The following is a 13,638-nucleotide window of genomic DNA, read 5'->3' as shown; positions in this document are numbered from 1 at the left end:
TGACCCCTCGGACGTGCTTTCCGGGGGTTCGGTTTCAGTGGCGCTTCACCAACCATGTGATCCTTGCCACGACCACGTTCTCCGGCGGCATTCGTGCCCCCGAAATCTCAGGCCCTGTTTTTACGCGCCCGGGTCTTCTTCGAGGCGGATCGCACCGGTCGGGCAACGGGATATGACCTCACGCAGAACGCCGAGCTGTCCGCTGTCGGGCTGTGCGTCGAGCACAACGACGGAGCCGTCCTCGTCGCTCTGGTCGAACAGGTCAGGCGCGATCAACGCGCACTGGCCCGCCGAACAGCACACCTCACGGTCGGCGGTGATCCTCATCGGTCTCAGTCCTACCTTGTTGTTCGAGGTGGGCCGACATGTCCATGTCCTGTGGGCCCTCTTGCATGACGGTGACGGACGGCGGGAGAACGCCCCACCGTCCGTCGCATTCACCGCTTGTACGTCTCGATCAGTCGTCCCAGGTGACGTGAAGCGACCTGGGGCCGTAGTGCACGCAGTCGTCCCGCATCGGGACCTCATCAGCCGGTACGGCCAGTCGCAGCGTGGGGAACCTGTCGAACAGGGCCTCGTAGCCGACGCGCAGGATCGTGCGGGCGAGGTGCTGGCCGAGACACTGGTGGACGCCGTGGCCGAGCCCCAGGTGCCCGTGATCCGTACGACCGATGTCTAGCTGATCGGGGTTCTCGTAGCGCTCGGGGTCGCGGTTGACGGCGGGCAGGGCGACCGTGACCACCTCGCCCTTCTTGATGGCCTGACCGGCGAACTCGACATCTTCGAGCGCCCACCGGCTGGCCCCGAGGTGGGAGATGGTGAGGAAGCGGAGGAGCTCTTCGACGGCGGCCCCCATGAGCTCCGGGTCCTCCTGGAGCTTGGCCAGTTGATCGGGGTGCTCAAGCAGGGTGTAGATGCCCATGGCGAGCATGTTGCCCGTGGTGTCGAAGGCCCCGCTGATCAACGTGGCGGTCATGCCCATGAGTTCTTGCTCGGTGAGCTGCCCGCCGCGGATGAGGTCCCCGAGGATGTCGTCCCGAGGATCGTTGATGCGGCTGGGGACGAAGCGGGCCAGGAACCCGCTCATCCCGGACACGGCGGCGAGCGCCTCGGGAACGGTGGAGGAGAGCCGACCGAGCGTCTCCACATGACGCTGGAGGCTCTTCCGCTCCGATTCGGGGACGCCGATCATTTCGCACATGACCCGGGAGGGAACGGATTCGGTGAAGACCTCCACCAGGTCGGCGCCCGGCCCGGCCTCTTCCAGATCGTCGAGCTGCTCGTGCACGATTCGCTCGATCATGGGGGTGATCTGACGCGTGCGCCGGACCGTGAAAAAGCCGGTGACCAGCTTGCGATACTTGCTGTGGACCGGGTCGTCCGTCTTCGCAAAAGCGCCCGGATCGGCCGGACCTTCGTACGCCAGCTCCGTGGGGACGGGGGAAAGCAGCCCTTCCTGGCGCGCACTGAAGCTCTTGTGGGTGAAAAGTTCCTTTGCTTCGGCATAGCGGGTGATGAGCCACCCGGGCGTGCCGTCCGGATAACTCATGCGCGTTATCCGCTCCTGCTCGCGCAGCGGGGCGTAGCCGTCCGGCGGATCGAAGGGGCAGCTCCGCTTGGTAGGCAGCGGCACAGGGGGGTGCAGGGTGTCGACCAAGACTCCTCCATCGATTCACAGTCCATGCATCGAGGTCGTCGGCGGCTACACCGGCTGGCTCGATCTCGATGTTAGCTTCGCCGTCGACCCGGTTACTCGCCTGAAGGACCCTGCGGGCGCGTTCTGTGAAATCCCTTAGATAAAAGGGGGGAACTGTTGACCCCTGCGTGCGAGTGCACTCACCGCTGACGTGGTGGTGGCAGGTCTGGGGCAGGTCGCCGCGCGCCCGTGGCCGAGGCCGCGTTCATCCCCTTCCCTACGAGTACGTGAGCTATGCGGCGGTCCACCTGCCGTCGCCGCACCACGCGCCACCACCACGGCCGGGCTGACCGAAGCCCGAGGTCGCCGACAACCGGACAGCATTGAACGCTCCGCCGCACGGGCAGTTGGGACATGACGGCTGACGGCTACCTCACGAGATCCCTCGACCGCCGCACGTCCAGCGACACGACACGGACAGGACCAACCCTCCCCCTGTGAGGGGACCCACCCACACCCACCCTTCAGCCCCAAAGAGCCGAATCACCAACCGCCATACCCCACGAAACAAGGCACCACAACCTACCCCCCACCGGTCACGACCGGGACCAGAGTCCCAGTCCCCCATCGATCGGCGGGGAGGTTTGCCCCCGGGCGAATCGGGGGGCGCAGTGGATGGCCCAGGGCACACCCCCGCAGCGAGAGTGAGGGGCATGAAAACGCACAAAGTCCTGCTCAGCGCCCTTCTCGTCCCGCTCGGTGTCACCCTGGCCGTCGCTCCGGCCGTCTCTGCCGCCACCCCGGACAGCGCCCCGGCCGCCGCACCCGCCGCCGCATCGGCCACCACCCACGCCGCCACACCCACCGGCCCGGAGGAGACCACCACCGCAACGTTCCGCTCCCCCGAGGCCGCGCTCGGGCGGGTGGCTCACCCATTGCGTAGCAGTGGGGCCCACGGTGGGCTGGCTGATCTTCGTCCGTTCGGGCGGATGGTCGGGGACGCCCGGGTGGTGGGTCTGGGCGAGGCCACGCACAGCTCCCACGAGTTCTTCACCGTCAAGCACCGGGTCTTCCGGTACCTGGTCCAGGAGAAGGGGTTCCGGGCCTTCGCCCTCGAAGCACCGTGGAGTTCCGGGCTGCGGCTCGACGCGTATCTCCTGCGTGGTGAGGGTGACTTGAAGCAGATCATGGACGAGGAGTTCCAGGGCACCTACCGGTGGTGGAACAACGCCGAGTACCGCGAGCTGTTCCAGTGGATGCGCGCGTACAACATCAAGCACCCGAAGGACCCGGTTCGCTTCGTCGGCGACGACGGCGCGTTCGCCGGCTCCGAGCTGTACGACAAGGTGAACGCCTACGCATCCGCAGCTCGGCCCGAACTCGCCCCGCAGCTAGCCAAGTTGTACCGGGGCATGCGCCCCACCACCAGCGCCGAGGCGTACGTCAACGACTATCTGTCGAAGCCGCTGGCCGAGCGGAAGACGCTCGCCGAGCGGACCGGGCGGGCGGTGGACCTGCTCAAGCAGCGGCCCGGCAGAGGTGCCGACGCCGATGCGCGCGCCTGGGCCGTCCAGCACGCGACCGCGATCCACCAGATGGCCACGCTGTTCGCCTTCGACCTGGACGACCCACGGGGCACCAGCGACGCCATGTTCTACCGCGATCGGATCATGGCGGAGAACGTCGCCTGGTGGCAGCAGCAGACCGGCGACAAGATCGCACTCGCCGCCCACAACAGCCATGTCGCACTCACCACCTACGACCCCGCCAGCCTTCCGAAGGCCCAGGGTGACTTCCTCCGGGAGCGGTTGGGCGGCGGCTACCTGAGCGTCGGACTCACCTTCGACGGGGGTTCGTTCAACGCCTTCGGCCAGGGTGGCGACGTCCGCCGCTTCACCCTCGGCCCGGCCGCACCCGGCACCGTCGAGCACACCCTCGACCGAGTGCGGTACCGCGACTTCGTGGTGGACCTGCGCAAGGCCCCGCCGGCGGCCCGTGCCTGGCTCGCGACGCCGCGTACCGTCAAGAACATCGGCACCAACTACCCCGGCAACATGGACACCCCGCAGATCAGGCTGGCGGAGTCACACGACATCGTGGTCCATCTGCATCGGGTGGGCGCGGCCCGCATGCTCAAGTAGCGCGAGGACACTGCGGCGCGATGAGCCGGGTGGGGTCGGGGCGTAGTCGGCGGTCAATCCGAAAGCCGCCGGCCCGCCCGTCCCCGCCTGGCGGCCCGCCCGTCCCCGCCCGCCGGCCCGCCCGTCCCCGCCTGGCGAACTGTTGGGTGTCGACGTCAGAGTCGGCGCAGATTCCCGTACGGGCCGCTGGGCCAACTCCAGCTCCCCCACCGGCCACCGGCGTGCCCCGCCAGGCCGACAGCCGCCGGCCGCCCACCCCGGATTCAGCCGCGCGACACGCGCCCGTCCCCTTCCCCACCCGAAGGCGAGGGGCCGGGCCCGTGCGGGCCGGAGCACGCCTGCGCACGCCCCGGCCGAACTGCGCACGCCGGCCGGAACGTGCGAGCGAGGGTGGCTCGCTGGCACGATCACCCCATGGATGACCTGCAACGCATCAGAGCAGAGCGCACGGCCTACTACCGAGCACTCGACGAGGGGGCCGCCATCCGGCACCACTTCCACCACGCCGATGAGGACGGTGGCCTGTGGTACTTCCAGGCGGTCCCCGACCGCGGCGAACTGGTCGTCGTCAAACAAGCCGAGCTGACGCCGGCCGGCCACCTCCACCGCTACGACTGGGCCCACCTGGAGGACGCTCACGGCTTCCTCACCGACCAGCCGATCGACCTCGAAGGGGACCCGGTCGAGGCGATCTCGGCCGAGGAGTTCCAGCGGGTGTGGAGTCGGTGAGGGGGACGGCTCACTGCACAGTCGTGGGCCCCTCGCGCCGGGAGTCGGCAGCCGGACCGTGCAGGCCCTGGCCGGAGCCCTCGGCACCATGCGGAAGCAGCAACGCGGAGTCCGCATGGAGCGTGATGTGCACCGGTGTGAAGGCGGTGGCGTCCAGGCGTGGCTGGCCGGTGCCTGGGTTGCGGGCGTAGCGCGGGTGGGCGGCGGCGCTGAGTTGCCAGCGTATGCGGTGGCCGGTGGCGAAGCGGTGGGCGGTGGAGCTCATCGGGACGGTGACGTACGAGGGTGTCTCGTCGGTCGTTCGCAGGTGGCCCAGGCCGTCGCAGACGTTGACCGAGCGGCCTTGCGCGTCGACGTCGCATAGGCGGGTGAAGACGTCGGCGTGGCCGGTGTCCGTGGCGATGCGCAGGCGTGCGGCGACCGGGCCGAGGACGTCCACGGGTTCGGTCAGTGGGGGGCTGGTGAAGGTGAGGACGTCGTCCCGGCTCTCCAGCGCGTCGTTGTTGCGGGGGCCTGCCGTACGGGAGAGCAGCGGGCCGCCGATCGAGGGGGTCGGGTCGTCCGGGTCGTAGCGGAACGACGTCAGGGGGGGGGGTCCGGTGGGTGCCTGCTGGGTGAGGTCACCTTGTGCGGTCGGGTACCACGGAGCCGCGTTCGGGGCGGCGGCCGTGGCCGGTGGCCAGTCGGGCAGGTCCCGCCAGGCGTCTTCGCCACTGACGTGCACCCGTACCCGCGTGGGCCGCAGGCCGGAGGGGTCGGTGCACAGGTGCGCGCGCAGCCAGCCGAGGCTTTCGGTGAACACCTCGGACCAACCCTGCTGGAGCGCGGAGGTGTGGGTCCAGGGGCCGACGAGCAGGGTGGTGGGGCATCCTGCCGCGCGGAGGCGTCGGTACTGCTCGAAGGTCTGGTCGCCGAGTACGTCGTGCCATCCGGTGATCAGGCTGGTCGGCACGTCAAGGCGGTCCGCCACGGCCGCGAGCGACGCGCCGTGCCAGTACGGGTCCGCGGCGTCCGGGTGGGTCATGACGTCGTCGAGCCAGGGCACCTCACCCCCGAGTGCGGGTGTGTGCGCACCGCGCAACGGTCGTGCGGTGATGACGTCGCGCAGGCGTCGCTGCAACCGCAGGGTCGCCTTCAGGAACGGCGCCACCCCCCGGTGCTGGTACGTCATGCCGACGCCGACGGCCAGCGCGTTCTCCAGCCGGAGCGCGCCGTCCGCGTAGAACAGGGCGTACGGGTCGTGCAGCCCCATCTGCACCACCATCGCCTTGAGCTCAGGTGGCGGGTCCGCGGCCAGGGCCCACTGCACGTAGCCGAGGTAGCTGGGGCCGATGGTCCCCAACGCCCCGTTGAACCAAGCCTGTTCGCGTAGCCAGGACACCGTGGTCCGGCCGTCTGCGACCTCGTTGCGCCACAGGTCGAACTGCCCGCCAGAGCCGCCGGTGCCGCGGCAGCTCTGGAGCACGACGTGGAAGCCCTGTTCGGCGAAGAGCACGCCGTACATCGCCGACCACGGCAGGCCGCGGCCGTACGGCGAGCGCACCACGAGGGTGGGAAAGTCGCCTTCGGCGCGCGGGAAGTAGTGGTCGGTGATCAACATGCTGCCGTCGGCGGCCGGCACCGACAGCCCGGGCTCCCACCCGATGTCGTGCCGCCTGGCCGGGAGGCCGCGCCAGGTCGCGCGCATGATGCGGGCGGCCAGTGGCGGCCTGCCGGTGGGCGGCGCCCAGGTCGACCGCGCGCCAAATCCGTGCGTACGTGATGTCATCGTGCCCCTCCTCTTTATCCGTACGGTGTACGAGAATAGAGGATGCCTGGAGGATGCTTGGATGAGTCCTGCAAGGGCCGCCTCGATCAAGGGAGGAGCGCAGACCGTGACCCGCGAAGGAGGGGCCGGCACCCCGGGTGTCGATCCCGAGCAACTCTGGTTGGGCTCCGGCCGGCCCCGGCGGGGTCGTAGGCCCAGCCACAGCCGGGAGGCGATCACGGCCGCGGCCGTCGCGCTGGCCGACGCGGACGGGCTCGAAGCGGTCACCATGCGGAAGGTTGCCGCGCAGGTCGGGGCCGGCGCCATGTCGCTCTACAGCTACGCCCCCGACAAGGAGACGCTGGTGGAGCTGATGGTCGACCACGTCAGCGCGGAGTTGCCGGCCACGCACACGCCCACCGGCGACTGGCGTGCCGAGGTGAAGGCCATCGCCCACCTCCAGCGCGCCCACATGCTGCGGCATCCCTGGCTGCCGGCCGCGCTGACCGCCCGCCGCTCGCCCGGCCCCAACGCCCTGGCCTTCCTGGAGCGCGCGCTGGCCGCGCTGCGGCCGACCGGGCTCGACGGTGCGGCGAAGCTGGAGGTCTTCGCCCAGATCACCGCGTTCGTGGCCGGGCACGTGGCGTACGAGACCGCGCGGGCCACCGCCTCGCAGTCCCCGGAGCGGGCCGCGGCCGAAGCCCGCTACCTCACCGCGGTCGCCGCGGACGGCCGCCACCCGGAACTCGCCGAAGTACTCGCCGCCCCCGGCCGCCCCCTCACGCCCGAGGCCACCTTCACCCGGTTCCTCAACCGGCTGGTGGACGGCCTCGACACGGACTAACCAACTGACTGGCCGCGCACCGCCCCGCCGCGCGCCGCCGTACGGGTCCCGGGCCGCGTACTTCCGGGCGGAGGCCCTGACGCACAGGTGCCGGGTCGGACGCGGGGCCGGACTGCGCGCGCTGGCGGGCGAAGATGCCGGGGCAGGCACGGGCCGGGCGAGCCAGAAGGCATCGGCGCCGGACACCAACCGCAGCCACCGGCCCAAGGCGCCAACCGAAGGCCCTCGCAGAAGCTTTTCGGAGGGTTAACCCCGGGAGGGGGCTTTCAGGCGGTCAGACCGGCCGGCGGTCAGACAGTTTCTCTTTTCCATCCCGGCCGTCCGAACAGGCCACTTCGCCATCCTCGGTCGGCGCCGTGCTCGCCGCGCGGCGCGGACGGTGATTGATGAGGGCGACGCCCGCGATTCCGAGCACGCCACCCACCAGCGAAAGCGGAGGCGGCACCTCCCCCAGCCATACGTACGCGACGATGAGCGCGACCGGCGGCACGAGATACAAGGCCGCCGTGGAAGAAGCCAGGGAAAGCCGGGCCACCGCGTATCCCCAGGCCACAAATCCAATGGCGGAGGGGAAAATTCCGAGAAAGATGGTGGACGCCACGGCGTCCGCCGGCGCGGTGGCGAAACCGTGCACCATTCGCGGCAAAACCGGGAGCAGGAAGAGCGTTCCCGCCCACATCGCGTAACAGGCGACCTCAAGTCCGGTATAGCGGGCGAGGAGCGGCTTGGTGGCGAAGTGGTACGTGCCCTGAACGGCCGCCGCGGCGAGCACGACCCAGGCGGATGCGGTGTATTCCGCATGGCCGCCGGCCAACACGATGACCGCGACGCCGGCGATCGCCACCAGGCTTCCGGCGCTCTTCAGCCAGGTGATCCGCTCCCCGAGGAAGGCAGCCGCGAGCAGCACGCTGAACACGGGCGCGACCGCGATGAGGAGGCTCGCGGTGCCGGCCGAGACATGCACCTCACCCCAGTTGAGCAGGATTTGATAGGCCGACATACCGGTCACACCGCAGAGCACGATCATGGGGAGGTCGCGCCGCTTGGGCATCCGGACGCCGAGGAACGGCGCCGCGACCGCCAGCGCGACCGAGGCGACCATAAGCCGCCCGAGGGAGAGACCAGCGACACCGAAGCCGTCCAGGCCCACGCGGATGGCAGGGAACGCGGACGCCCACGTAATGACGGTAAGGGCCAGCGCCCAGAAGGCTTTCGGGATCTTCACGCGCTCGATCGTGTCATCGACCCGCAGGTGGATCAAACGACCCCGGGGAGTGTCGGACCATTTCTGGCCACGCACATCAAGCCGACCACTCGCACCTTTTTGCGAACAATCACCGGAAAAGTATTTTGGGCACCACTTTCTCCGGTGAGTTCGTTAGCCTCACCTGAAGCACTCAGTCCGCATAGACTCACGCGGGCCCCGAGCCGTAACGACGACAAGTGAGGCAGCGCGCTTTCTTATGGCCGATTTCGATTCCACTCGAATTCTGATCTACGCGTTCAGCTACGCCGAACGAATTCTGGAGGAGGTACCGTACCTCCGATACTCCGCAGAACGGAGCCTTTGTTTTCTCTGGGATCTCCGCGACCCCGCGGTACGGGCCGTGGTCATCACCTCGGAACCCGTGGACCCCGTCACCCTGGAATACCACTTCCGAGACGTGTTTCGGTTCGACGACCGGATGATGCACAGCGCTCGCGAACGGCTGACCCTGTTGACGCCGTCATCCGGTCGGAAGCGCCCGCTCGATGAACTGTGCCTCGGCGACGAACGCATCATGGACGTGCTCCAGAAGGCCACCGAGCAGAGCTCGCGTGCCACCGTCGTCCACTTCATGGCCTCCGACGCACTGGGGCAACTGGCCCAGCGGGTCGGCGCCGACCTCGAAGAGGGGCCCCAGTCCTTCGTCGCCCGCTGGGGCAGCAAGGCCGGTGGGAAGCAGATCCTCGCGCGCGCCGGCGTCGCGGTGCCCGAAGGGCCTACGGAGACGCTGCACAGCGAGCGGGACGTGGTGCGGGCGATCGAGCGGCTCACCGCAGGACCGCGCCGGGTGCCGCGCGTCATGGTGAAACTGAGCGCGAGCACGTACACCGCCTCGATCGGCAACGTACTGGTCGACTGCGATGAACTCCGCCGTACGGGAGACCTCATCGCGGCAGCCGAAGTGATTCGGATGCCCGCCGAGGATTTCCACCGGGAACTCGCCACGGGCGGGGCGATCGTGGAGGAGTTCCTGGAGGGAATCGACTCCTCCCCCAGCGGTCTCGGACACATCGGCGCGGACGGCACGGTCAAGGTCGCCGCAACACATGACCAGGTGTTGTCGGGTGGCCAATACTGGGGCTGTCGGTTTCCGGCGGAGGAACGGTGGCGGCCCGGCATTGCCGACGCGGTGCTCAGCACGGGTGCGGTACTGGCCGAACTCGGCCACCGGGGCACCTTCGGCATCGACTTCGTGACCGCGGGGGAACGCGGCCCCATCGGGGTGGAGGTCAATCTCCGCAAGGTCGGTCCCAGCCACGTCCTGCGGTACGCAGAGGCGCTGGTGGGGAGGGAGGTCGATGCCGACGGGCTGCTGCGGCGCAGCGACGGACGGCCGATGTGCTACGTACACGGACGGCTACACAAACCTGAAGAGCTCAGCAGTCTCGACCCGGGGGTCGCCATCGAGCGGCTGCGCGCGCACGAGTTGCTGTACACGCACGACAAGGGCGAGGGTGTGGCCCTGCACGTGCTGGGCGCCCTGCGGGCCTGCGGTTTCGTGGAGCTCACCGCCCTGGCACCCACCTTCGACGCCGCCGACGCGTATCTGACGGCGGCGGAGGCGTCCTTGTTGGACGCCTGACGGCGAGACAGCCCGCGGGTGCAACACGGCGGGGCACACGGTGGGACCGCCCCGGGTGAGCGGGGCGGTCCGGCCGGCTCATTCGGGGCGCAGGGCCCGTTCGAAGGTCTCCACGATGCGCTCCGGCTCCTCGGTGCCGACGGAGATCCGCAGCATGTCCCGGTGCAGCCCCCTGCCGCGCAGGGTGGCACGCCCCTCCGGGGTGGCGAGCAGGTCGTAGTGGGCGATGAAGATCTGCGGTGAGGCCATGGTGAACTCGGCGCCGAAGCTGGGGCCCTTGGCGACCGCGAGGCGGTCGTAGACCCGCTCCAGCGGAACCTTGAGGTCCACCATGAGCACGCCGCCCGGTGCGTCGGGGCGGCGTTCGACCTTGCGGTAGTTGGCGACGGAGCGGGAGTCGTACGCCCAGTCGATGCTTCGGACGACGCCGGTGGCCCGTTCGAGGTGGTCGGCGAGGACCAGGGTGTTGGCGTTCACCCGGTCGATGCGTTCCGCGTAGCCACGAATCCGGGCGGCCACGCGTGCCAGGTCGCGGCGGTAGGGCTCGTCACCGTGGTGGCGCAGTGCGCTGCGTAGGTCCTGTGCGTGGGGTGAACTGCCGTTCACTACGGCCGCGCCCATGAGGACGTCGGCTGATCCGGTGGCGTACTTGGTGAGGCTCTCGCAGACGACGTCGGCGTACGGGAGCACGTCGACGTTGTAGGGGGTGGCGATGGTCGCGTCGATCACCAGCGGGCAGCCGGCCCGGGCGGCGATCTCGCGCAGGGCCGGGACGTCCGGGGTGCGCAGGCTGGGGTTGGTGGGCACTTCGGCGATGATGCCGGCGAGTTCACCAGCGTGCGCGTCGGCGATGCGGGCGATCTCGGCGAGGTCGAACGGGTCAGGGACCGTGGTGTGTTCGACGTCGATGACGCGCTTCTCCAGCAGGCTCATGGTGTCGAAGAAGATCCAGCCGAGTTGGAGCCAGCGGCGCCGGCCGTTCTCCCGCTGGATTTCGGAGACCGCGGAGATGGCCGCCGCCACGGCGTTCATGCCGCTGTTGTGCAGCGAGACGTCCGCGGCGTCGGGTGCGCCGTACGCGTCGGCGAGGTGGGCCCTGATGGCGTCGGCTGGGGCGTCGTCCGCGCTGGCCTCGGGCTGCCGGTCCGCGATGAGACCGGCGTTCAGCAGCACGTCCTCGGCCTCGCGCGAGGACAGGTGGCCGCCGGTGTGCTGGATGTAGGTACGGACCCGGGCGCGCGCGGGTTCCTCGGCCGGGAGCCGTACTCCGCGCACGCCGTGGCCCGTGAACACGGCGTCGGGGGTGAGACCGGCGTACGCGGCGGCTGCCCGCGCGGCGCGTTCGGTACGGGTCAGGACGAGGCCCCCACCCAGTCTGAGGCTGTCGTCCCGGGCGAGCAGTTCGGCCACCCGGGTCACGTACGGGTGGGTACGGAAGCGCGGGTAGCCCCACGAGATGCGGCTCAAGGTGGCCGGGTCACCCGACTCGAAGCCGATGACGGAGGCCACGTCGGGGATCGAGACGGACACCGAGTGGAGGGAGCCGGGCACGGGCCGACCTGCGGCGATGTGCCGCAGGCCGCAGGTCGACCGCATGTCCTCGGGTGTTTCGAGCGTCATGCCTCAAGGCCCACGAGTTGCTGGACCCCGTCCCAGTAGTTCTCCACGAGTTCGAGGAATTCGAAGGCGCCTTCTTCGAACTCCGCCCGGGTCTCCGCCGATCCCACATAGGGGGCGATGGCGTTGAAGACGGAGTTGCTGTGCCCCACCTCGACGTCGATGTGCAGTTGCCAGAAGTGGCGCAGTTCCTTGCTGTAGCCGTGGTTGGCGAGACCGTCGTTGATCTTGGAGACCATGATGGACGACATGGTCTCGTCGGCGTAGAGGGCGCCGAGCGACTTGTGGATCGGGGATTCGGTGTAGAGGACCCGAATTCCGTCGTTGAGCCGCTTGGTGACCTCCAGCGGCTCATAACCGTCGAGGTGTTCCTTCTCGATGCCGATGCCGGCGAGGAAATTGGCGAAGAGGGTGGAGTGCGTGACGTCGCCGCCCACTTCGTCGTACACGTTCAGGACGATCTCCCGAAGGATCATCTCGTCCCGGGTCTTGACCGCCATTCCGGTGATGTAGAAGGGGAGGTGGCGGAAGAAGAAGTGGGTCTCGCTGTACATGAGGCGTTCTTGCTCGGGGGTGAGCCGGGTGGTGCGGTAGGCGTTGAGGTACGGGTGCTCCACGCCGCGGTGGCTGGCGATGCGGGCGAGCGTGCCGTCCAGGTATTCCTTGATCGCCGGGTCTTCCAGGGCGATGCGGCGGCGGATTCCCGGCTCGACGTTGTCGAAGTGGTCCCAAACGGCTGCGGTGGCGGAGCCGCTGTCCAGGTCTGTCACGGTCGTCTCCTTCGAGAACAGAAAGCGGCGCGGTGCGCCTTCATTCCTTGATGGCGGAAGCTGCCGAGACGTCCGCGTTGTCCCACCACCGGTCGTCAGCGTCGAAGTTGCGCGTCAGATCACGGTCTCCCGCCCACGTCATGTTCAGGATGATCCGGGTGGCATCCTCGCGCAGGGGAATCGTGCGGTGCAGCGTCGTGTCGGTGCGCAGGAAGTACACGTCCCCGGAGCCGAAGTAATAGGTGTTGATGGGGTTTTCGGCGAGGTAGTTGTTTATTCGTGGTGTCGTCTTGTCCCACGATGTGTGGGGAACGCACTGGAGCAGGCCGCCGACGTCGATCGGGGGTGCCACGAGCACCCAGATGAGGGCGAAGCTGAAGTCGCCCCAGTGCCATCCGTGCGTGTCGCCGCGCTGTTCCTGCCGCGTGATCAGGAACTCCTCGTCGGCCTTGGGGCAGGGGTGCAGCTTCTCCCCCGCGATGGTCTGGAGGGCGCCGAGGAGGTCGGGGTTCGCGTAGGTCGAGGTCACCAGTTCGCTGTTGTTCGCGATCTTCTCGCTGGGCACCACGGACATGGAGCGGCGGGTGAATCCGGTGGTCTCCAGGCGGAGGTCGCGGCGCTCGGAGTGCTCCCCGAGAAGGCGTTCCGCTTCGGCACGTACCACCTGACGCGTCTGCGCTTCGATCAGATTAGTCACAGTTACGATGCCGTAGCGGTGGTAATGGTGCGACATCCGACGGATTTCGTCGGCTTCCAGCGAGGAGCAGATACTCTCGGGCCCAAATCCGTTACCACTCACGAAGGCTCTCCGATGTTCGACTGGTGAATGCAGGATCGGTCGCAGTGATCAGAAGCGATGTGTGTTGGAAGGAGCAGTGGAACCGTAGATGCGTCCCCAGGCTTTGGCCACCCGGGCGATCGTCGGGACCCGTTCATTCCGGTCAACCCTGATGATCGGCTCGGCGTACGTCATGACTGGTCGGCGGGCGCGGGGGCAATGAGGTCGTAGTGGCCTTGGTGATCGGCCGCCGGAGTACGGGCAGGCCGGCGTCTGCTGTGGGCCTCATTGGATCTTCCGGGCGTCAGGAACGGGATCTTCCCAGCAACGTGGCGTGAATCGCGCGCCGGCCGATCCGACCTCTCGACGGTTCACCGAAAACCCTCTATTAGGCTCCTGGGATCGCTCCCAGCTAGGCACCTTGGATCGCGCTCGCCCGTTCTCATCCCCGCACTCGTAATGAATCAGCCAGAGCGTGGGGCTGGAATCCGCTCGGATCTTTCTGGCCACAGATGTCATCCGTCCTT

The 13,638-nt window shown here is 68.6% G+C and carries 11 protein-coding genes; 4 read left to right on the top strand and 7 right to left on the bottom strand.

Annotated features, from left to right (window positions below; genetic code table 11):
- Nucleotides 1–120: 120 nt before the first annotated feature.
- Nucleotides 121–327 (bottom strand): ferredoxin, encoded by a 207-nt coding sequence (locus AAHZ94_RS01155; protein WP_349989917.1) that lies wholly within the window; start codon nt 325–327, stop codon nt 121–123.
- A 130-nt stretch (nt 328–457) separates the two neighbouring features.
- Nucleotides 458–1,657 carry a cytochrome P450 gene (locus AAHZ94_RS01150; protein ID WP_349989916.1) on the bottom strand — a complete coding sequence of 400 codons (1,200 nt, stop codon included), beginning with the start codon at nt 1,655–1,657 and terminating at the stop codon, nt 458–460.
- Nucleotides 1,658–2,349: 692 nt separating this feature from the next.
- Here AAHZ94_RS01150 and AAHZ94_RS01145 point away from each other — a divergent pair.
- Complete coding sequence (locus AAHZ94_RS01145; RefSeq protein ID WP_349989915.1) at nt 2,350–3,777, top strand: erythromycin esterase family protein; 1,428 nt, start codon at nt 2,350–2,352, stop codon at nt 3,775–3,777.
- A gap of 414 nt (nt 3,778–4,191) precedes the next feature.
- Nucleotides 4,192–4,506 (top strand): hypothetical protein, encoded by a 315-nt coding sequence (locus tag AAHZ94_RS01140; protein WP_349989914.1) that lies wholly within the window; start codon nt 4,192–4,194, stop codon nt 4,504–4,506.
- Between the two features lie 10 nt (nt 4,507–4,516).
- Here AAHZ94_RS01140 and AAHZ94_RS01135 read toward each other — a convergent pair whose 3' ends face one another.
- Nucleotides 4,517–6,274: a CocE/NonD family hydrolase gene (locus tag AAHZ94_RS01135; RefSeq protein ID WP_349989913.1), complete on the bottom strand. Its 1,758-nt coding sequence runs from the start codon at nt 6,272–6,274 to the stop codon at nt 4,517–4,519.
- Between the two features lie 61 nt (nt 6,275–6,335).
- Between AAHZ94_RS01135 and AAHZ94_RS01130 the strand changes: the two genes are divergently transcribed.
- Nucleotides 6,336–7,097, top strand: a complete 762-nt coding sequence (locus AAHZ94_RS01130; protein ID WP_502964556.1) for a TetR/AcrR family transcriptional regulator C-terminal domain-containing protein — start codon at nt 6,336–6,338, stop codon at nt 7,095–7,097.
- A gap of 274 nt (nt 7,098–7,371) precedes the next feature.
- On the opposite strand, the gene AAHZ94_RS01125 is transcribed toward AAHZ94_RS01130, so the two are convergent.
- Entirely contained in the window at nt 7,372–8,322 is a 951-nt protein-coding gene (locus tag AAHZ94_RS01125) for a DMT family transporter (protein ID WP_349989912.1), read from the bottom strand.
- Between the two features lie 238 nt (nt 8,323–8,560).
- On the opposite strand from AAHZ94_RS01125, the gene besA reads away from it, so the two are divergent.
- A complete protein-coding gene (besA, locus tag AAHZ94_RS01120) occupies nt 8,561–9,946 on the top strand; it encodes an L-propargylglycine--L-glutamate ligase BesA (protein ID WP_349989911.1) in 1,386 nt (461 codons plus the stop codon).
- 78 nt (nt 9,947–10,024) lie between these two features.
- Here besA and besB read toward each other — a convergent pair whose 3' ends face one another.
- The 3 genes from besB to besD are packed head-to-tail and all read right to left on the bottom strand — an operon-like array spanning nt 10,025 to nt 13,132.
- Nucleotides 10,025–11,566, bottom strand: a complete 1,542-nt coding sequence (besB, locus tag AAHZ94_RS01115) for an L-2-amino-4-chloropent-4-enoate dechlorinase/desaturase BesB (protein ID WP_349989910.1) — start codon at nt 11,564–11,566, stop codon at nt 10,025–10,027.
- Complete coding sequence (gene besC, locus AAHZ94_RS01110) at nt 11,563–12,333, bottom strand: 4-chloro-allylglycine synthase BesC (protein ID WP_349989909.1); 771 nt, start codon at nt 12,331–12,333, stop codon at nt 11,563–11,565. Before besC ends, besB begins: the two co-directional genes overlap by 4 nt.
- Before the next feature lie 40 nt (nt 12,334–12,373).
- Nucleotides 12,374–13,132 (bottom strand): L-lysine 4-chlorinase BesD, encoded by a 759-nt coding sequence (gene besD, locus AAHZ94_RS01105; RefSeq protein ID WP_502964555.1) that lies wholly within the window; start codon nt 13,130–13,132, stop codon nt 12,374–12,376.
- Nucleotides 13,133–13,638: the final 506 nt, after the last annotated feature.

The organism is Streptomyces sp. HSW2009 (assembly GCF_040240285.1).
Classification (GTDB): domain Bacteria; phylum Actinomycetota; class Actinomycetes; order Streptomycetales; family Streptomycetaceae; genus Streptomyces.
Note: the sequence above shows the minus strand (reverse complement) of the source record. Positions and strands in the feature narration are given on the sequence as shown.

Coding starts and splice junctions, on each gene's coding strand:
- AAHZ94_RS01155 (WP_349989917.1), bottom strand. CDS start 327: ATGAGGATCACCGCCGACCGTGAGGTGTGCTGTTCGGCGGGCCAGTGC.
- AAHZ94_RS01145 (WP_349989915.1), top strand. CDS start 2,350: ATGAAAACGCACAAAGTCCTGCTCAGCGCCCTTCTCGTCCCGCTCGGT.
- AAHZ94_RS01140 (WP_349989914.1), top strand. CDS start 4,192: ATGGATGACCTGCAACGCATCAGAGCAGAGCGCACGGCCTACTACCGA.
- AAHZ94_RS01135 (WP_349989913.1), bottom strand. CDS start 6,274: ATGACATCACGTACGCACGGATTTGGCGCGCGGTCGACCTGGGCGCCG.
- AAHZ94_RS01130 (WP_502964556.1), top strand. CDS start 6,336: ATGAGTCCTGCAAGGGCCGCCTCGATCAAGGGAGGAGCGCAGACCGTG.
- besA (WP_349989911.1), top strand. CDS start 8,561: ATGGCCGATTTCGATTCCACTCGAATTCTGATCTACGCGTTCAGCTAC.
- besB (WP_349989910.1), bottom strand. CDS start 11,566: ATGACGCTCGAAACACCCGAGGACATGCGGTCGACCTGCGGCCTGCGG.